Origin of the sequence: Sphingomonas sp. LH128 (assembly GCF_000293195.2) — a bacterium.
GTDB lineage: Bacteria > Pseudomonadota > Alphaproteobacteria > Sphingomonadales > Sphingomonadaceae > Novosphingobium > Novosphingobium resinovorum_A.
Genome location: NZ_ALVC01000220.1, coordinates 1 through 19,555, shown reverse-complemented (window position 1 = coordinate 19,555; position 19,555 = coordinate 1). Strand labels below are relative to the sequence as shown.

General features: G+C 66.0%; 17 protein-coding genes and 1 pseudogene. 4 read left to right on the top strand and 14 right to left on the bottom strand.

What is annotated here, in order from left to right; genetic code table 11:
- Position 1 precedes the first annotated feature (1 nt).
- The 12 genes from LH128_RS17775 to LH128_RS17725 all read right to left on the bottom strand — a co-directional run bounded on the left by LH128_RS17775 (position 2) and on the right by LH128_RS17725 (position 13,173).
- Entirely contained in the window at positions 2 to 2,533 is a 2,532-nt protein-coding gene (locus LH128_RS17775) for a PepSY domain-containing protein (protein WP_008831056.1), read from the bottom strand.
- A gap of 142 nt (positions 2,534 to 2,675) precedes the next feature.
- Positions 2,676 to 3,101, bottom strand: a complete 426-nt coding sequence (locus LH128_RS17770) for a hypothetical protein (protein ID WP_008831055.1) — start codon at positions 3,099 to 3,101, stop codon at positions 2,676 to 2,678.
- Positions 3,102 to 3,239: 138 nt separating this feature from the next.
- On the bottom strand, positions 3,240 to 4,439 hold the full coding sequence (locus tag LH128_RS17765) for a nucleotidyltransferase family protein (protein WP_008831054.1): 1,200 nt from the start codon (positions 4,437 to 4,439) through the stop codon (positions 3,240 to 3,242).
- Positions 4,394 to 4,888 carry a lasso peptide biosynthesis B2 protein gene (locus LH128_RS31475; RefSeq protein ID WP_008831053.1) on the bottom strand — a complete coding sequence of 165 codons (495 nt, stop codon included), beginning with the start codon at positions 4,886 to 4,888 and terminating at the stop codon, positions 4,394 to 4,396. The genes LH128_RS17765 and LH128_RS31475 overlap by 46 nt, the downstream gene beginning before the upstream one ends.
- Complete coding sequence (locus tag LH128_RS31470) at positions 4,885 to 5,949, bottom strand: 50S ribosomal protein L11 methyltransferase (protein ID WP_008831052.1); 1,065 nt, start codon at positions 5,947 to 5,949, stop codon at positions 4,885 to 4,887. The genes LH128_RS31475 and LH128_RS31470 overlap by 4 nt, the downstream gene beginning before the upstream one ends.
- Entirely contained in the window at positions 5,946 to 7,913 is a 1,968-nt protein-coding gene (locus LH128_RS17750) for an asparagine synthase-related protein (RefSeq protein WP_008831051.1), read from the bottom strand. Before LH128_RS17750 ends, LH128_RS31470 begins: the two co-directional genes overlap by 4 nt.
- A 37-nt stretch (positions 7,914 to 7,950) precedes the next feature.
- Positions 7,951 to 8,229: a PqqD family protein gene (locus LH128_RS17745; RefSeq protein WP_051211520.1), complete on the bottom strand. Its 279-nt coding sequence runs from the start codon at positions 8,227 to 8,229 to the stop codon at positions 7,951 to 7,953.
- An 88-nt stretch (positions 8,230 to 8,317) separates the two neighbouring features.
- Positions 8,318 to 8,470, bottom strand: a complete 153-nt coding sequence (locus tag LH128_RS33550; protein ID WP_156799884.1) for a hypothetical protein — start codon at positions 8,468 to 8,470, stop codon at positions 8,318 to 8,320.
- A gap of 139 nt (positions 8,471 to 8,609) precedes the next feature.
- Positions 8,610 to 9,530, bottom strand: coding sequence for an HPr kinase (locus LH128_RS31465; RefSeq protein WP_008831049.1), 921 nt, complete (start codon positions 9,528 to 9,530; stop codon positions 8,610 to 8,612).
- A gap of 17 nt (positions 9,531 to 9,547) precedes the next feature.
- Positions 9,548 to 10,339 (bottom strand): hypothetical protein, encoded by a 792-nt coding sequence (locus tag LH128_RS17735; RefSeq protein ID WP_008831048.1) that lies wholly within the window; start codon positions 10,337 to 10,339, stop codon positions 9,548 to 9,550.
- A 126-nt stretch (positions 10,340 to 10,465) separates the two neighbouring features.
- Positions 10,466 to 11,902 (bottom strand): glycosyltransferase family 4 protein, encoded by a 1,437-nt coding sequence (locus LH128_RS17730; protein ID WP_008831047.1) that lies wholly within the window; start codon positions 11,900 to 11,902, stop codon positions 10,466 to 10,468.
- A complete protein-coding gene (locus tag LH128_RS17725) occupies positions 11,899 to 13,173 on the bottom strand; it encodes a polysaccharide pyruvyl transferase family protein (protein WP_008831046.1) in 1,275 nt (424 codons plus the stop codon). Before LH128_RS17725 ends, LH128_RS17730 begins: the two co-directional genes overlap by 4 nt.
- 227 nt (positions 13,174 to 13,400) lie before the next feature.
- Between LH128_RS17725 and LH128_RS17720 the strand changes: the two genes are divergently transcribed.
- The 4 genes from LH128_RS17720 (at position 13,401) to LH128_RS17705 (ending at position 18,357) form a co-directional block, all read left to right on the top strand.
- Positions 13,401 to 14,267 (top strand): glycosyltransferase family 2 protein, encoded by an 867-nt coding sequence (locus LH128_RS17720; RefSeq protein WP_008831045.1) that lies wholly within the window; start codon positions 13,401 to 13,403, stop codon positions 14,265 to 14,267.
- Positions 14,268 to 14,269: 2 nt separating this feature from the next.
- Positions 14,270 to 15,355, top strand: coding sequence for a polysaccharide pyruvyl transferase family protein (locus tag LH128_RS17715; protein ID WP_051211517.1), 1,086 nt, complete (start codon positions 14,270 to 14,272; stop codon positions 15,353 to 15,355).
- 111 nt (positions 15,356 to 15,466) lie between these two features.
- Complete coding sequence (locus LH128_RS17710) at positions 15,467 to 15,733, top strand: spike base protein, RCAP_Rcc01079 family (RefSeq protein ID WP_008831043.1); 267 nt, start codon at positions 15,467 to 15,469, stop codon at positions 15,731 to 15,733.
- Between the two features lie 2 nt (positions 15,734 to 15,735).
- On the top strand, positions 15,736 to 18,357 hold the full coding sequence (locus LH128_RS17705) for an Ig domain-containing protein (RefSeq protein WP_008831042.1): 2,622 nt from the start codon (positions 15,736 to 15,738) through the stop codon (positions 18,355 to 18,357).
- A 16-nt stretch (positions 18,358 to 18,373) separates the two neighbouring features.
- Here the strand turns inward: LH128_RS17705 and LH128_RS17700 are convergent, their stop codons facing one another.
- Together LH128_RS17700 and LH128_RS17695 are read right to left on the bottom strand one after the other, a co-directional pair.
- The gene (locus LH128_RS17700; RefSeq protein WP_008831041.1) at positions 18,374 to 19,300 is read right to left on the bottom strand and encodes a glycosyltransferase family 2 protein; all 927 of its coding nucleotides are present in this window, start codon (positions 19,298 to 19,300) and stop codon (positions 18,374 to 18,376) included.
- Positions 19,297 to 19,555 (bottom strand): annotated as a pseudogene (locus LH128_RS17695) (hypothetical protein); the annotation flags it as partial. The pseudogene LH128_RS17695 and the gene LH128_RS17700, both read right to left, overlap by 4 nt.

Genomic DNA, 19,555 nt, shown 5'->3' with positions numbered 1-19,555 from the left:
CTCAGTAGATGTCCCGCAGATAGCGGCCGCCCTCGGCCATCTCCTCCAGCAGCGCATCGCCGAGCACGGCCCGCAACGCCGCATCGACGGCGGGCGCCATGCCCAGCAGGCTGCCGCAGACGAGGATCGTGGCCCCGTCCCCTACCGCTTCGCGCAGGGCGTCGGCGACTTGCGGGATCACCTCCTGCACGTAGCGGCCGCAATCGGGATCGCGCGACCAGGTGCGCTCCAGCCGCGCCAGCGTGCCGTCCGTCAGCCAGCCTCGCAGTTCGGCGTCGAGGAAGGCATCGTGCTCCCGCGAACGCTCGCCCAGCAACAGCCAGTGACCGGCGCTTCCGGCCGCCGCCGCCTGCCGCAGGTGGCCGCGCAGGCCCGCGAGGCCAGTGCCGTTGCCGATGAGGATCAGCTGGCGCTGCTCTTCGGACACGCGGAAGCCGGGGTTGGCATGGAGCCGCAGCGCGATCTCCGTCCCCAGCAGCGCATGCGCGGTCAGCCAGCCCGAACCGAGGCCGAGGTTGCCGTCCTCGCGCCGGACCTGCCGGACGATCAGTTCGATGCATCCGTCGGTCGGGGTCGAGGCGATCGAGTATTCGCGGTGAGGAAGCGGGCGCAGTCCAGCGACTATCTCTTCGGGCGTGCCTGCGAGGGTTTCGGGCAATACGGATTCGGCGATGTGTGCGGTAAGGCTGCGGTTATGTACCTCGTAGGTGCCGTTGAGTGCCGTTCTGTCCAGCAGGGCGCAAACCGCCGCCGGGTCGTTGGCGGGGCGTATTTCGGCGATGTCTCCGGCCTGCCAGTCGAGCGTTTCCCCGTCGAGCGGTTCGAGCGCGATCAGGAACGCCGGACCGCCCGGACTGCCCGGATTGAGCAGTTCTCGCCCGGCCAGACGCCAGCGCCCGTAGCGCGCGGGAGCGAATTCCGCCGCCATCGGATCGGCGCCCAGCGCGGTCAGTTGCTGCTGCCACTGGCGCTCGGCATCGATGTCCTCGCCATCGACCTCGATGGTATCGAACAGTCGCCGCCCGCCGCCTGTGTGGAGCCAGCGATCGACCTCGTGCCCGAAGGCGCAGAACTGCGGATATTCGCGGTCTCCCAAAGCGAGAACGGCGTAGTCGAGGTCCTTCGCCGCAGGCGGCAAGGCCATCGTTTCGCGTGCGAAACGGCGGACGCGGTCAGGCGGTTCGCCTTCGCCATAGGTGCTGACGACGAAGAGCGCGCGCCGCGTTTCCGCCAGCACCGTGCCGTCCACCGAAGACAGCGGCAGGACCTTGGCGCCGCCGAGGACCGCTGCCGTCTGCCGCGCCAGTCGCTCGGCGCCGCCGGTCTGGCTGGCGAAGGCGATCAGCATGTCCGTGTTGGCTGCGCCGCCGGCGGGCAGTCCCTGGACTTGCGCGAGAGCGCGCTTGCGGCGGCGCCGCGCGATGTAGAGCAGCAGCCCGGTGACCGCGAAAAGCGGCATGGCAAGGCTGGTCACGAAGATCACGATGCGGCCGGGGAGCCCGAAGATGGCGCCGCGATGGATTTCGAACATGCTCGTCGCGACGACTTTGCCGAGTACCCTGTCGGCATAGCGATCCGCCTTGAGCAGACGGCCGCTGGCGAGGTCGATGGTGAGGTTGTCGGTCATGCGGTCATGCCGCGCGCCGGCCAGCAGCACGCGGAAAGTAGCCTTCTTGCCCGCTTCGGGCAGCGTCACGGAGACCGAATCGAAGCGGCCGGCGGTCTCGCGCTCCACCGTCTTCCAGGCCGGGGCGAGGAGGACGGGAGGCCGCGGCGCGCCCTTGTCCTTCTTCGGCCCGCCCTCGGCCTCGCCCTTCGCCGAGCCGGTGAGCACGACCATCGCGCCTTGGCGATACCACTCGTAGGACCACCATAGCCCGGTGAACGCGCTGAGCAGGTAGACGAGCGCGACCCAGCTGCCGATCACCACATGCAGTTCGCGGTAGAGGTTGCGCCCGCTCTTGCGCCAGTCGAGCACCAGCCACGCGCGCCAGTCGAGCGCGCGGCGGGGCCAGCGCAAGTAGAGGCCGGACAAGGCGAAGAAGATCAGTCCGATCGTGGAAAAGCCGGTGATCTGGCGGCCCCAGCCCTTCGGTCCGCCGGGAAGTGCCAGCCAGCGGTGGAGGTCCTGCACGGTCTGGAAGAACCCGGCGCCGACCGGTTCGCCGAGCAGGCGGCCGTCGCGCGGATCGACGTAGCTGCGCTCGCCGCGCCGCTTGTCCGCACCGGCTTCGAACTGCACCTGCCATGCGCGCGTCGGATCGGCTTCGACGGTGAGCCGCTCCACCCTCAGGCCCTCGTGCAGGGCGGAGGCGCGCGCAATTACCGCATCTGGCGAGAGCGGCGGTGCGTTGCCGGGTTTTAGCGTGACGATGCCGGGGCTCAGCACGCGCATGATCTCGTTTTCGAAGCTCATCGCGGCCCCGGTCAGGCCCATCGCGGCCAGCACGAGGCCTGCGGTTATGCCCAGCAGCCAATGGATCTGGAACAGAATTCTGCGCGTCACTTCGGCCTTGTCCCCTATGCGGGGCACGCGAAACGGCGCTCCCCCCTGGAGAAAGCACGTGCCGGTTGGCATTGCGGGCTTTCGCTTCCCTCTCGCGAAATTGCGCTAATGCTAGCAAGTTGCAATATCAAGCGATTTTCGGCCGGTTCTCCGGCTTTGCCAGTGTAATTCAGGCTGCGCGGCGACCGGGCGCGGTACGTCCGAACAGGGCATTCCGGCGCTCCAGATGGCGCAGAGGAACATAAGCATCCTGCCGGGCAAGCCCGCGCAAATGCTGGATTTTGAGCAAGAGAACCGTGGTGCCAGCCGCCGCCACGCAGGCCTGCCAACGCGCGCCGTCGAGGATTCCCGAAGCTCCTGCATGGACGCATTCCAGCACGGTCATGAACACCAGGAGTGCACCGACCAGGTCCCCGGCTCGGATCCGCGGCGCTCCCATGAGCAGGACCGACGCGCCCAGAAGGAACCCCGCAGCGGCGACGGTCGGCGTGCAGGCCATCCATAACACCGCCCAGGCAAGGCCTCCGAGGCACAGGGGCGCGGCGGCCCTTGCCGCGATTACCAGATGCTGCGGTGTCACTGCGGGAAAGCTCATGACTATTCGCTAGCGCCCAATCCTGAAAATCGCGTTTAGAGCATTTTCCAATCAGATGGAAACATCTGATGACTCGGAAAATGCGGTAAATGAATGACTTAGAGCGGTTTCTCCGATGCAGTCGGATCGGAAACCGCTTTAACGGGGGGAGACTTTCGCAGCAGCGGGCAGCCGCAGGACATTGAGCATCCGCTGTGCGATGTGCCGCAAACCGCGTCCGGCAGCGTCATGGAAAAGATCGTAGGCAAGTTCGTGCCACCAGAAGCGCGGATCACGGCTGAACAGGTAGTGGCTGAGGTTCTTCCTCGTCGTTGCCGTTGCGCAATCCTCCAATTCAGCGCCATCCTGTGCACCCAGCAGGCTGGCGCGGGCGACGGCGTGAAGTGCACGTGCCCGCCATCCCGGCATCGCCGTTTCCTCCGGCATGGGCGTCCCGTACAGTTCACGAGACAACAGCAGCGCCGCCATCGCCGGTTGCGCGAGGCCCTGTGCGGCTGCGGCCGCCGCGATGCGGCCGGGCATGTGCGTGTCCTGTCGCAGCAGCGCGGCAAGGTCGGCCAGCCACTTCAGCCGGGACCAGGCGTGCTCGGCACCGTGCAGGACAAGGTAGAGTGCGGTGACGTGCGGCGGCAGGACCGGGAGGCTCAACCCGGGGGCCACCGTGCGCGCCTGCGCATCCCCGGCATCCACGCAGCCGAGCAGGCGCGGGTTCTGGAACAGCCGCCAGTGCAGTTCGATGCCGGTGTCGCTGTGGAAGTGATCGAAGCCCCAGTCCTTGCCGTAGCGCCTGCTGCCTTGCAGTTCGTGCGCGGTGGCACCAGGCGGCGGAGCGCTGCGAGCGTAGCCGATCCGCTCCAGCACGCCGCGCGCCCGATCGACATGATCGCGTCCGACGAGAAGATCGATGTCCACGCTGCGCCTTACGCCTACCTCGCCGTAGACGGCCAGCGCGGCGGGAACGCCCTTGAGCACGGCTACGGAAATGCCCTGATCACGCAGGGCAGCGACGGCATGATGCGTCTGCATGAGTTGCCGGAACTGCTCCTCCGCCAGCGCCATTGCTTCTGCCTGCAAGTCCCGGCGCAGGCGCGAACCGGCGAAGCGGTCGCAGTGACCGACTGCCCGCGCGACGAGGCCGGTCACATGATGGCGGCGGCTCAGCGCCATCAGCAGGTCCGGATCCGTGACGTCCTTCGCCGCCGCGCGAATGGCTGCGATCGCTGCCGCATCGTGCGGCCAGGTGGTGGCACGCAGCAGGAATGTGAATTCTGCCCGCAAGAGTGACCGCACGGTCACGCCGCGCAGTCCGCCCAGATCGCGCGCCGTCCCCGGGGCCATGTCGCGAGGAGGGCGAAGACGCCGGGTTCCGGTGCGCCAATGACCGGGAACTGCGTGGTCTCGATCCAGACGTGGGCACGGATGGAGCGCGATGATCCGGGCATGGCAGTGATACCGTACAGCAGCGTGGAATCGATCCCGCGCCGGCGCAGCATGATCTGTGCGGCCATCCCTTGTTCGAAGCACAATGCCCTCAGCGGGCTGCGCTTGGCGGCACGGTCGATGGCCCAGCCGACCATCCACGTCAGCACTTCGCTACGCTCGGGCGTTGGCGGTGATGCGCCGAAAGGTCCTGCCGCCGCGATTCGCCCCAAGAGCCTCAGCGGCAGGATGCGCAACGCCACCGCCGCCAGTACAAGGAGCAGCATCGCCTCGGCCAGGCAGCGGCGCTCTTCCCAGTCGAACCGGCCGAACTTGATGCGCAGCGCGGAGAGGTCTTCCCGGTTCACCGCTCCAGCCAGAACCAGGTGTCGAGGGTATCGTGGGCGCCATGGAGGTGCACGCTCATGCCCTCGTCCGCCTCGAAGCATTCGGTGACGTGGAACTGGGCGCCGAAGGCGCGCACGTCTTCGTCCAGCGTATCATAGACCAGTCCCTCGCCGAGGTGGAAGCGCAGCCACTGGGCGATCCCGTCGACCCGGCCCCGCTTCAGCGAGACTTCTGCGCTGGCGCGGCCGGGGTGGATGCGCCCGCCCGCTGCATCGAAGTCGAACAGCGTGACAGGAGCGCCGCGCAGTTCGAACTTGCCGCGCGCAATGGTGAAATCACTGCAGCGCAAGATGTTGAAGGCGCTCATGTCGATACCCTCGACCACGCCCATCCGGTGCTCGGCCGCTCCCAGGTCGGTGACCGGGGCGGCGAAGAGTTCGGCCCGTTCCGGCAACACCGGAGCCCCCGGCCTGACCAGCCGCGCCTTTGCATCCGCCAGGGTTGCCGCGCATCCGGCCCCCAGGAAATTGTTGGCCAGATTGTCCCACAGCAGTACGTCGGCCGGTTCGGGCAGGTCGCGTCCGATCCGAAGTTCGCGCGAATCGATCGGAAGGACGGTAATGCGATCCGCGAAGCCGTTGCACGCAATGGCTTGCTCGGCGGCCCGCGCGACTTGCGGATCGCGCTCGCAGGCGATCACCCGGGTTGCCCCTGCCCGGACGGCCAGCATCGCGAAAAGCCCCGTTCCCGCGCCGATGTCGAGCACCACGCCGCCGCTGCGAAGGACCCGGCCGAGTGCCTTGGCATAGAGCGCATGGCGACGGGCATCGAGGACCATCGTGAAATACCAGGCGCCGATCCCGTCCGACAGGATCGGGCGGGCCAGGGCGAGCGCCTCTGGGTGGCCGGGGGCAATCGCGAGCGCCTCATGGCAAACCGCGCGGGCGTGTGCCACGTCGCCGCTCGCCATCAGCAGAGTACGCGCGCAGTTGATCATGGCAACGGGATTGCCGTGGACCGAAGCCAGCAGGGTATCGATCGGGACGGTGCTTGCGGGGACTTGTCGGGCGTCCGGCGTCACAGGTTGCTCCTTGCGATGTGCCGCATGTGGCTTGCCGCCGAAATCGTGCGCAGGCAGGCCAGGCGATAGCTGTTCTCGGCCTCATCGCTGTCCCATTCGGGGGAATCTGCGGCGGGCAGGGTGTCGATGAGACGGCGGATGCGGGCGGTGTCGAGGAAGTCCGCGGTCGGCTCGTAGAGTTCCAGCCGCTCCATCTCCTCGATGAAGGCTTGCCGGTCCTCGCAGATCGATTGCGCCCAGTCGGCGCTCTGGTAGCCGCGCTGCCGGTTATCCAGCACTTCCGGCGGAGCGCGGTCGGCCAGGATGCGGCGCAGGATCGCGCGCGGTTCGCCGTTCCAGATCAGTCGCTCGACCGGGATGCGCAGCGAGAGTTCGACGAGGCGCCGGTCCGCCGTCGGATCGCGCAGGTCGAGCCCCCATTGCGCGAGCATCGCCTTGTACATGTCGCCATCCCCGTTCGTCCGCAGGGCGCCGAGCCGGAAGTCTAGCGAGGTGACCCCGCGTTCCCGGCCGTGCTCGTCGAGGTCGGGCTCGGGTTCTCCGGCAGCGATGGCGGCCTGGCGGTGGGCATCGGCAGTCTGCGTGTATGCCCCGGGCGAAAGCAGCGACATCGCGCGTTCATCCTCCACGGTCTGGCCGGACGCGCCCATGGTCCAGCGCCAGAGCCGATCGGGAAGGCGATCCTCGATGGTGTTGAACAGCACCCCGCGCCAGCGCATCCAGCCGCCGCGCACGAGGCCTCGAGCGATCTTCAGCCAGGTGCCGAACCGCCGCTGCCGGGCGAGTTCGCGCAAGGCCCAGACGCCGGATTCGCTGATCGACGTATTGCCCTGAAGTCCGTGCAGCAGGACGCTTACCCCGTGATCGCGGGCAAGGTCGTTGATCTCCTCGAACCAGGGCAGATTGCACAAGTTCGCGATGGGCGTGGGATAGAGGCCGCGCGTCCGATGCAGCGCTGCCAGCGGCCCGCTACGCGGCACGTGCCGAACCAGGTCCATGTTCGAGTGCATCGCGGCGGTTCGAGCCGCCAGCAGCGATTCGTCGGCGATGTGGCGCGGCGCCATCGTGCGCCCCGGGCCGGAACGGGGCGCGGCGACAAACGCGGTGATGCTGTCGCCCTGTGCGGCAAGCAACCGGGCCGCCGTCGTCGCTATGGCGGTGCTGTCGAACCCGGAACTGAGGTGCGTCCCCAACTTCCCCGCCGTGCGGTGCAGGCAGGCCGCCACTGCCGCTTCCAGCGCCGAGCCGAGCGCGGCTTCATAGTCGGCCTGCTCCGGCAATTGCAGCGGCGTGAGGTCGGGTTTCCACCAGAGTTTTTCCTCGACGCCTGCGGTGCCGACCGTGACGATGTGACCGGGCCTGACGACACGGATGGCCTGGAGTGCCGAGCATCCCGGGCCGAATGTGTTCATTCTCAGGAACTGGCGGTACTGGCCGGGATCGGGTGCCCGGGGCACCTGCGGGTCGGCCAGCAGGATGTCGGGCATCGATGCGGCGGAGCAGAGCGCGCCTTCCACATGGTAGAACAACGGCCGCTCGCCCAGCGCATCGCGTGCCATGATCAGGCGCCTGCCGTGCCGGTCCCATGCGATGACTGCGAAGACGCCGTAAATGCGCTCGAACGCCGCCTCGTCCCACCGTTCCAGCGCAGCGGCGACCAGCGCGCTGTCGGACAGGCCGCCGGCATCGAGCGAAAGCTGCCGGGCAAGGTCTTCGCGTTCCGTCAGTCGGACGTCGGCGGCAATGATCCAGCGAGATGAACCTGCAGGCTTAGTGTCCTCCAGCGGGTCCGCCAGACGGTCTTGCGGCATCAGCGGATAGAGGCATTTGCCGAGGAAAGCGGCGCCGTCGCTCCATTCATGCCACTGCGCGCGCCCGTATCGCCGCGCGGCCGGTGCGAAAATCCGGCCAGTCTCGGAAGCGTCCGCGCCGTCGCGGTTCCAGCGGGCGCAGATCGCCGTCATGCGGGTATCTCGGGTAGGGCGACCGTCATTGCCGTGATCAGGCCCGGCTGATCAGGCCGATGTCGGCAAGTTCGTGGAGAAGTGAAAGGGTCTGCTCTTCACATGTGGCGGGATCGACATCGTAGAGTTCCAGCAGCGCCGCGCAAAGGCGGTCAGCGGTCGGATACGCATCGAGCAGCTTCCAGATGTGGGTTGCGACAGGATCGAGTCCGAAGCAGATTCCCGCCTGGATATCGAGCGCCACGAGTTGGCCGTCGATCTCGGCCGTTGCGGTCGTGGGAACCTTCGTGAAGGTTTCGAGGTACGTCGTGGCCATGATCGGTCCGGTCCTTTGATGGGGCGCAAATGCGGGGAAGAAGCCGGCCCCGGTCCCCGAAATGGGCATCGGCACCGGCCTCCCCTGTTCAGGAACCCATCATGCGACGCGGACGAAGCGTGTCCGTGACCATCGACATCATCGTGTTTCCTTCCGCATCGGCCGCGCCCATGCGGACGACGGAGGGGCGCTGCCACGACAGACGGCCGGATACGCCGGCGGAATTTTCCGAATTGGCCATATCTAACCAACCTTTCATTTGAGTATGAGTACGGAAATGAATTCATGTTCCATGAGAATCACAGTAATCATTATCCGAATGCATGTATCGCTCGGATTGTATAAATAATCATCTCTATAAATCAGCGATTAACACAATTTCATGGTGATGAAATTTCATTCAAAATCGACTTAAAATGTGTCTCGATTTGGCGGGACTGTGCTGAAAAATGCTCGAATCCCCAGGTTCGCGAAATACGGAAGACGGGTGTGGAGGAGGCCAGTTCCACCGCTTCCCGCAGATATCGCCTCGCCCCTCCGGCAAGGTCTGCGATTCTACGCCGATAGATGGACGCGGTGATGGCATCGACTGCACCCAGGCCATGCAATCCGGCGATGCCGAAGTGATCGTCAGGTTCCGCCGGAAGGAGGTGATAGATCGCGGCGATCGGCAACTCGGCCCTGACGCGATCTGCGTGCATCTCGATCTCGAACTTGCCTTCGGCCCACGGGATGGAAGAGACGGGCGCCTTGCTTCGGCCCATCGCATGGCGCGCGTCGTCCCAAAGCCGCAATCGCGGCATTCCGGGGTGACCTACCGCGTGCCCCTCCCGCGTGAAAGCGACGGCGCAGACATCGTCGGTCAGCAGCGGGTAGCCACGGCTCTCGAACCAGGCGGCGAGCGTTGACTTGCCTGCTCCGGAATCGCCGCAAAGCAGGATCGCCCGACCATCGCATGCAAAGGCATTGCAGTGCAGCGGCAGCATTCCGCGCTGGTGGAGTACCGCGCCCATGACCGATCCTGCCAGGTATAAGTCGATTTCTGCCGGTGTGGCGCCGGGCCAGGGATCCACGATCACCGTGTCGCCATTGCTCACGCGAAAGCGGCCGACTTCTTCGACGGAGATGGTCAGACCCTCTGTGCTCCATGCGACGTCGAGGTCATCGTTGACCGTTTCCATGCATGGCTGCGGCGGCACGGCAGCGAAAGCTATGCGGACGTCGGCTGGGCGCTGCGGCGTAACCTGCGCGCTGCGCAAGGTCATGACTTCACGAGGGAATTCTACCTCGAGGCCGAACACGCCATATGTCCAACCACTCATTGACGACGATCCGGGCGCAATGTTTCAAACACCGCGTCGAGAATCGCCAGCTCCGGCATATCGAAATGTGCCGCCCATCGCGCAGGGCGAACGAGATCGGCACAACCTGCAGGATGGTAGTGCAGAAATGCAAGGTGACAGAAACCCGCGTCAGGAATCGCGTCCCGGTAGTGCCACTGCGATGAGCCCGAAAACAGAAGCGCTTCATTGGGGCGCAGCGAATGGGACCGGAAAGCCGTGGCGGCCGGCACGTTTCCGTCGGCATCGGAGGTAGGCCAGGGGACCACGGAACTGAAATGGATCGGCCATTCACCGCTTTGGGCGAGGCACAGATCGAGCGTCCACTTCGCCGACGGTGCATCGAGATGCGGCGCGCAGGTTCCTGCGCCGTCGTAGAGGCTGAGGAACGTGTAGCAGGGCTCCACCGCTTCGCCTGCCAGTTCGGCGACCAGCGGCATCAATTCGAACTGCAATTCCGCGAGAATCGGCAGATCGCGGGCAATGCGGCGGCCGAAATCGCCGCGTTCGTGGCCATGCAGGCTGGACGCGGGAACGGCGCGCAACTGAGCGAGAAAATCCGCAAAGCGAGCCGGTGGCAGGACGTCGTGGACCCGCCGCACTTCGAAATCCGCCCTTGTCCGCAAGGTATCGAATGCTGCGGCGAAGCGCCGACTTTCATCGGGCCTGACGATAGCCAGCATCCTGCGCGCGGCCTCGAACTTGGCGAGAAAGCAGCCGTCGTACCAGTCGAAGCCCGGCAATCCGTGCAGGACGTGCATGGCCGCCATGTAGTGCCGTGCGACGAGTGGATCGGACAAGTCTAGCGACTGCAGCACGTTTCGGTCCTCGGCGGCTCGACCGTCCGGTAGCGCCATGCTAGAAACCCGGCAGAATTCCTATCGTTAGGGCTGGTATTACGACGTTGCATGGCAAGAACTGCTGATCATGGCGGGTGACGACCCGAGGGACGAACACGCTGTCGCAAGGCCGCCGTCCGCTTCATCGAATGCCCGGTCGCGTCCTGTGCCCGCCGGCGGCAGGCCCATCGTCTGGAAATGGTGGCTGCTGGCGGGGGCGCTCAGTCTTGCGCTATGGGCGGGGATAGTGGCGGTGATTACCTGATCCTCGATGGGCGATGGGGCGATCCTCTGGTGCAGGATACCCTCGATCCGGTCGATCCAGGTTTGCGGGGTCAAGGCAAGAGGCCGCGTTGCGGCATAGGCGGCCTCGCTCATGGCGCGAATTGCGGTGTCGTCTTCGGAAAGTTGCAGGATTGCGGCTGCGAAGCGCGGCGTGTCGCGCGGGTCAATCGCGAGCCCGGCACCGCAGCCGATGATGTCCGGCGCCAGTAGCGCGGTTTCTGCAAGGATTACCGGCAGCCCGCTCCACGCCGCTTCGATCGCGACCAGGCCGAATGGCTCCGGATAGCGACTTGGCATGACAAGCATTCTCGCCCGGGCTGCGATCTCCCGGATTTCCGGCGGAGAACGCCGGCCCAGCATGCGCGACGCCGGGTACAGGTCCGTGACGCGATCGGCGAATGGGCCTTCTCCCACCACGCTCAACGGTGCTCCGGCCATCGCGGCCGCTCTTGCGGCAAGGTCCACGCCTTTGGAGTCTTCCAGGCGGCCTACGAAAAGGACCTCCCGGTTGCGCTCGGCCGGGATGCGGCTTTGCGAGAAAGGGACGGCCGGATTGGGCAGAGTGACGATGGCGTGGTCCGGAATTCCGCCTCGGGAAAGAAATTCGCGCATGCTTTCGTGAATGGCGAGGACCGGCGGAGAGGATCGAGGGTGAAAAGCCTTGCGGTGGATTGCCTGACGCACGCTGCGCCACGCTTTGTGCGCCGCGCCGTCACGATCGCAAGGTGTGATGAGGCACGCCTGGGACAGCGGCGTATGCGGGCACACATTGCCTGACTTGAGCCATGCAAACGCGCCGTTCGGACAGGCGAGGAAGAAATCGTGAGCGGAAATCACCAGTCTGTCGCGCACGGGGGTGAGAGCGCCGAACACTGCGGGCGACAGGATTTGTGCCCAGCCATGGAGATGGTACACGGTTTGCGGGGTATCGTGGGCGGCGATCCATGCGCTGACCATGGCATGGGCGGCCCGGTTCCACAGGCCGTTCGCCAATGCGCCGAAGCGCCCGCTTGCCTTGAGCCGCTGTTGCCCCAGCGCGACGATGTCCACTCCCGCGGCGGTCAATGCAGGGCTGTGTCCTTCATCGCCCGTGATGAAAGTTACCGGGTGGCCACGCGTCGCAAGTCCGCAAGCCGCTTCGACCGCGAGTTTGCTTGCTCCGCCCTTTGGGTCGCTGAGATCGTTGATCTGGACGATGCGATCGATCATCGGACGCGCCTCGGGCGCGCCAGCGCGGCCGTTCGAAGGGTGGCTGCGAGGGCTTCGACTTCCGAGCGGGCGCGGGCGGCAAGGGGGGCGGGATCGAAGTGGTCGGCGATAGCGGCGGCGGTCCGGGTGCCCATTTCCTCGGCCGCGATGGCGGACGGATCCAGCATATGCTCGGCGCGACCGGCCAGTCGGAAGAAACTGTCGAGCTTTTCGTCCCAGCGCAGCCCGATCGCCGGAATGCCGAAGGAATAGGCGGCGATGCATGCGTGCATTCTGTGGCCGACGATGGCGTCGCACCCTGACACCAGCGCGGCCAGATCGCCGGGCGTGTTGAACGATCGCCCGAGCATGACCGGGCCTTTGGCCTGGCGAACCCAGGCATGAAGCCGGTGGTGCAGGTATTCCCTGTCTTCCGGACTGCCGTTGGTGAACAGGACGACTTCGAAGCCGTGCTCCACCAGCGATCGCAGCGCCGCAGGATACCACGCTTCGAGGTTCGCCGCGCAGGCCGCATCGCTGTGATAGCGTACTGCCAGCGGATCGGTGATGCATACGCCGATCTTGCGCGTGCCGGGACGGCGCAGGCTCTGCGGGTAATGGCTGCTGGCGAGCACGCCGGGATCGACGGTCAGCTGCGCCGGTGGGACTGCGTATCCCGCGAAATGCCGCTGCCAGGCTCTCTGCGATCCTTCGTCGCGTACCGAGGCCCAGGCCAGCCGTGACCGCTCCAGAGCCTGTGCGAAAATCCGCGAACCCCATCGCGACCACCGCGAGGAGACGCCGACGGCATAGATCACGACAGGCAGGTCACGGCGGGCAGCCTGAGCCAGCGCGCCGGAGATTTTCATCGGGAAATTGAGATCGGCATCGGTGAGCAGGTTTCCTCCGCCCACGATCACCGCTTCGGCGCCCTTGAGCCCGGCGCTGTAATGCCGCCGCAGGCGTACCGCGATGACAAGGCGCAGCATCGTCCACGCGGCGCAGCGGCGCAGCCTGCCGGGCAGTCGCTCGAGCAGGGCAAGTGCGATCCCGCGTGTTCGGCCGTAGCCTGACGGATAACCGGTGCGCCCCGCCAGATCGATGGAAGTGACCTCGCAATCCGGCAGTGCACGCGCCAGTTCCCGTTCCAGGCATTCGCTGAGCAAGCCGTCGCCCAGGTTGGGGCTGTACTTCACATTGAGCAGGACAATCCGTGAAAGCAAACGCGCTTCGTCTTGCGCACTTCCGTCCGGCGCCATGGCCGGGCGTATGGCGTTGGACGAGGCGTTCATTCGTAAGCAACTCCATGGCGCAGACCGGCAGGTCATGTCTTCGGAGCATGGCGTAACAGAACTGATCGGCTCTTCGCAGATGGTGAATGTATTTTAACGATGATGGTCGCCGTCATGGCCGTACCTTTATCGCGAATAAAAGTATTCGGTTGGCGATGGATGTATTTGTCGGCCATTTTTCTACGCCCATTTGATCTTGATGACGTCGAAACACGAGGAACAGTCGCTTGCCCAGTATCCATGTCGTGATCGCGACCGTCGGCCGCGCGCAGGTGGTGCAACAGACGGTGGACCTTCTTGCGGATCAGACACGCCGCGCTGACGGCGTGCTTGTCGCCGCAGTCGATCCCGAAGACGTGGCCGGCATCGATTCCGCACGTGGCCGGACGCAAGTGCTGTTTTCGGAAAAAGGGCTCTGCCGTCAGCGCAACCGCGCGCTGGATGCGCTGGAGAACGTGGCGGACATCATCGTCTTTTTCGATGACGATTTCGTTCCTGCGCCCAATTATCTCGCCAGTGTCGAGGCGCTTTTCGTTGCTCATCCGGAACTTGTCGGCATTACCGGCGAACTGCGCGCGGACGGGGTGCGGCGCGGCGGTTTCAGCGTCGCAGAGGCGAAGGCGATCCTTGCCAGTCCTGCCGCCCCACCGGCCGCGATGCGCCACAGGCATGAACTCTACGGGTGCAACATGTCGATCCGCATGAGCGCCGCCAGGGGCATGCGTTTCGACGAGAATCTGCCTCTGTACGGCTGGCAGGAAGACATCGACTTCACCAGCCGACTGGGGCGCAAGGGGCGCCAGGTTTCTACGGGAGCCGTCACGGGTGTTCATCTCGGCGTCAGCGGCGGGCGGACATCCGGAAAGCGTCTGGGTTACTCGCAGGTCGCCAATGTGGTCTACCTGCAGCGCAAGGGCACGATGCGGCGCGATTTCGGCTACCGGCTGATGATGCAGAACCTTGTGTCGAACGCGTGCCGCAGCCTGTGGCCGGAGCCGCTGATCGACCGGCGCGGACGCCTGCTGGGGAACATCATCGCGCTGCTCGATTGCCTGCGTGGACGAGTGGACCCCCGCCGAATTCTCGAGATGTGAGCATGCCGGCGTCACCCCTCGATGCGGTCGGTAGCCCCGCGCGCGGGCGCGTGCGGCGACAAGTGTTCGTCTGCGGCGATCTCCACAATCTGGGCGATCTGAAGCTGTTGCTGCAGAACCTCGCCTTGACGGGGGGGCGCGGCGGGATCGTGCGGCGCTGGGCGCCTCTTCCCGCAGAAATCGAGCGTCAAGTGATCACTGCTGGCGGCGAACTCGTGTCCGGACGGGCGGTGCTCGGTTTCGCGCGCCGGGCTTTCGGAGCGCAGATCGTGCTGGGAGGCGGGCAACTCGTTCGGGACAACGTCTCGATCGCGGCGCTTGTCGGGCTGTTGCTTGCGATCGTCAGTGCTAGGCTTGGCGGGGGAGCGCTCGTCACGCGCGGACTTGGCGTGAGCGTGATCAGGTCGCCGTTGCGGCGGGCTTTGTGGCAGGCGATTCTCGCGCAGTGCGGCGTGGTGAATCTGCGAGACGAGGGCTCGAGCAAAAATCTGGAACGGCTGTTTCCGGGCAAAGCGCGGGCCGTTCATGCCGATATGGTATTCCTGCCGACCGGCGGAGCGCATGCGATCATACCGGGAGGCGGGCCACGGCGATGGATAATCGTGGCGCCTTGTGCCGATCCCAGCGAGGGGCGCTCGATCGAGGGCGACGCGCTCGACGCGGTAGTGGCCCGGGCTCTGGACCGCCTGCCGGGAGCGGGGCTGGCCATTGCCTGTCACGACCCGCGCGCCTGCATGGACAAGGCCGTCGCCGCGCGTCTGGTCGCACGCTGGCCGGACCGGGAGATCACGGTCTTTGACGGCTACGACCTTGCCAGACTGGTGACGCTCTATCGCGAAGCCGCGCTGGTGGTGACCAATCGCCTTCATGCGCTGATCTTCGCGATCCTCGCCGATGCTCCTGCGCTAGCGGTGGAGGACGGCACTGCCAAGGTTCGCGTAGTGGCCGACCGCTTCGACGTGCCCGTGCTGCCCCGAGAGGAACGAACGACCGCAGGCGCATGCCTGGATGCAGCTTTGTCGTTCGATCGCTTGTCGCGCGGCCGGATGCGACAGAATCTGGCGTTGAGCGCAGCGCGAAACCTGTGACGCGGATTCGCGCACAAACAACTTTCCTACATCGAATCGGATGGAACATAAGTCGAACACTGATGCGATACGAGTCGCGTCGAACTCTTCGCCATCCAGCCGGAGCATGCCATGTCCGATCCTTTCGAGACTCAATCCGATGCCGCTTTCGCCCCTTCGCGCGCACCTTACGCCATCGTGCCGAGCGATACCGAGCAGTTGGCGCTGGTGCCCAAGGGCATCTACGTCGGAACCGGAGGCGACATCGTGTTGCGCGGCATCGACGGCACGACCGACGTGACTTACCGCAATCTTCCCGATGCGAGCTTCGTCGCCGTACGCGCGCTTTATGTGCGGGCAACCGGGACCACTGCCGCCGATCTCGTCGGGGAGGCGTGAGCATGGTGCGCTTTGTTTCCGGCGGTCGTTCCGGCGGCGTCGCCAACCGCGCCCGAACCGTATCCGGCAATGGCGACCTGCTGGCCCTGGCGCGCTCGCTCGGCGCCGGCTCGACCTTCAGCCTGCGGCCGGGTAGCCATGCGAACCTTTCGATCTCCGGCAAACTTGTGTCTGCCGCCTCGGCCCTTGCGGCGGGGGAAAGCCAGGTCGCGCTGATCCGGGAGAGCGCGGGAGCCGGTCTGTCGTTGCGCGCGGTGGAATATGCCGTGACGCTGACCGGCGCGACGGCGGCTCCGGAGCAGGGCACCTGGCTGCCTGCAAGCGCCGCGCTCGCGGGAGCCTATGGACTGGGCAAGCTCGTAGCCGGGTATGACGGGCCGGCCCTGCGGGTCCGCCGCGCCTCCGACGGTGCCGAGCAGGACATCGGGTTCGCCGGGCAAGCGCTTGATATCGCGGTGGCCGCTGCGTTCATGGGCACCTCCACGCTCGGTGTCGCGCTAGTCTACGATCAGACCGGAAACGGCCGCCATCTCACGCAGCCGAGCGCATCTGCGCAACCGTCGCTATGGCTGGGCGAGGGCGGGCCGACCGTGACCAACTACGACACCGACAGCCCTATGCTGATCCCGGCGACACTGGCCATTCCGCGCGCGGACTGCGCGGTCTTCATGGTCGCACGAACGCCGGGGCAGGCCGCGACCTGCGCGTATTGGGCTTTCGGCGCTGGCACGACCGACTACGGCCTCACCAGTCCGCGCACGGCGGGCAATCTTGCAATGCAGCCGATGGTCGCGAGCGCGTCGATTCCGGCGACCGCCACCAATGCGCAGGCACTGAGTGTCAGCAACTTGGCGGTCATCGGCCTCGTCTCGAACGCCTCGAAACAAGTCGTGCACCGCGACGAGCAGACCGCCACATACCCTGCCGCTGCCCCCGCAACCCTCAACGCTGGCGGCGAAGTCGGCGAGGCGATCGAATATGGCGGCCGGACCGACTGGCGCGCGTTCGTAGTCTATGGCAGTGCCCCGTCCGATGCCGAAGTGACCGGGATCAAGGCGACGCTCAAGACGGTATTCGGGACCTGCGAACCGGCTACGCTGTCGTTCCTCGGCGGCGGTGACAGCATCGTCTTCGGGACCGGCGGCGCGAACAATCGCACGATCACTGCGGCCATGCACCACCGCTCGGCAGCGTCGGTGTTGCTGCGCAACATCGGGATTGCCGGGCACAGGCTCGATCAGCACTACAACGATTTCGACACCGTCTCGGCCGGCTACATCACGCCGGGCGTGCCGAACGTCTACTTCGCGGACTATGGCCACAACGACATCAAGTCGTACGTGACCGACAGTGCGACCGCGCTCTCTGCAGTGGAGGCGATGAAGGTGCAGGCACGGCGAATGGCGGCGCGTTTGCGGGCTTACGGGTTCTCCACGGTGGTTTGGCAGGAGGCCTATGCCGACACCAGCTTCACCGCGGCGCAGGAAAGTGCGCGCGATGCCTGGAATGCCTGGCTGCGCTCCAACCCGATAGCCGAGGATGGATTGCCTTGCTTCGATGCGATCGACCTTGTGGCTAGCGACGCCGGGTTCGTTCTTTCCGATGCGGAAACCGATGCCGGGCGAGGCATGGCGATGACCGCGAATTCGTCGGACGGGGTTCACCCCAACGAGGTGCATGCCGGCGCGCGCGCCGCGCACCTGCTGGCAGCCTATGCCGCGATCCCGTTCACGCTCAAGTACGTCGCTCAGCCTGCGCAGCAGGGCCTGACGTACACGGGTTACCTGCCTCGGCTGGTCAAGGGCACGGGACCGTTCACCTTTGCGCTGGCAACCGGCTCCGCTCCGCTGCCTGCGGGCCTCTCGCTCGATACCGGGACGGGCGTGATCTCGGGAACGCCGACGGTATCCGGCACGACTTCCGGCGTAATCCTGCGCGCTACGGACAGCCTCGGCGCGGCGGCGCAGGCGGAATTTGACCTGACCGTGGCCGCATCGGCGACGATCGCGGTGGCCGATCAGACCGAAAGCTGGAATACCGCCGATGCGACCGCAGTGACGGTCACCATGCCGGTCACGGTCAATGCCGGAGACGTTCTCGTCGCCGTGATGAGCGTGGATGGCACCGTCACGGTCGGGTGGGACAACGCCACCGCCGGAGCATGGACCCAGCGCGCCGCCTACTCGGCGAATTCCAACCAGCATCTGCTGGCGATATTCACCAGGACTGCGGACGGGACCGAGGGGGGCAAGGTGCTCAACGTGGGGCTTTCTGGTGCGCAGCAGGCCGTGACCCGTGTGTTGCGGGTGACCGGAGCACGCGGTGCGGCGGAAGTTTCGACTTACGCGCGGGGCAATGCCGTCGCGGCCGATCCGCCGGCGCTGACGCCAAGCTGGAGCGGCGCAAGTCTCTATATAGCCGCGCTCGCGCTGGACGGTACCGCGACCATCTCCTCGGGGCCGACGGGGTATTCGGGCATCACGTCGCGCGTGTCGAGCGCGAGCGGCCAGTCGACCAACGCCACCGCCTGGAAACTGGGCGCGGGCGCCGAGGATCCGGCGGCCTACACGATCTCCGCCACGTCGAACTGGGTCGCTGCGACACTCGCTCTGCAGGCGAGTTGAGGGTCTGGGACCGCGCTCATGCCGTGCGCAACGAGCGCACGAGGGCGGCCCCTATCAACAAGGGCAGACGCCGGAAACGGCTCGATGCGAGCGCCGCGGGCACGACACCGCACAGGCTCGCCAGCATGGCGGGTCGCATTGCCCGCGTTTTTTCGCGCGAGATCGCACGGTAGCGGCGAAATACGCGCAGCCGGACATAGGCCTTCACAACCAGTTGCGGAGGCAGGGCGGAGCCGGCGCGAACCAGGGCATCGAGTTCGGCTCGGACGGCCGAGCGCTCCTGTTCTTCGACGTTTCCGACCGAAATCGCGCCGTCGTGGCGGCGATAGAAGAGTACATCGACTGGCGGGTTGTCGATCCGGCCGAAGGCGGCGGCGCGGATGAACAGGTCATAGTCCTCGGCATAGCGGTAGTCGTTGCGATAGCCGCCCATGGCCTTGAGCGCCGTCGCCCGGATCATGATCAGCGGGTGCATCGAGACCGCGACGCGCGGCGGAAATACGGAAAGGTCGGTGGCTGTGTGCCGCCCGCCGCAAGTACGGATGCTGGCTGCGGTAGGATGGCGGTCCGAGACCGCCTGGCCGCCGACGATGACGGTGTGCGGGTTGTCGTCCAGCCAGGCGACCTGGAAAGCGAGGCGCCGGGAAAATGACACGTCGTCCGCGTCCATGCGGGCGATGTATTCTCCCCGCGAATGATCGATTGCGGTGTTGAGGGCGGCGACGATACCGCCGTTGGGCTGCGTCACCACACGGATGCGCTCGTCTCCCTGCGCCATGCGGGCCAGCAGCACGGGCGAAGCGTCGGTGCTGCCGTCATCGACGATGACGAGTTCGAAGTCCGCGAAACTCTGGTCGAGGATGGACTGCACGGCTTCGCGCAGGAAGGCCTCGCCGTTGTAGCACGGCAGGATCACGGAGACGCGCGGCGGAAGAGTTCTCATGCGGGGGCTCGCAACGGGCGATCGCTGAGCGCGAGGATGGCGTCGAGAAGTTCGGCTCCGGCACGCCCCCAAGTGAACTGCCTTGCCCGTGCGAGACCGGCTTCCACTTTATGTGCGAACAAGGATCCCACGGGATCGAGCGCGGCGATCGCCTGTGCCCAGGATGCGGGATCATCTACGTCGGCATAGAGAACGGCGTCGCGGCACACTTCGGGCATTGCGCCCGCCGGTGCCACTGCGGCGGGCGTGCCGCAG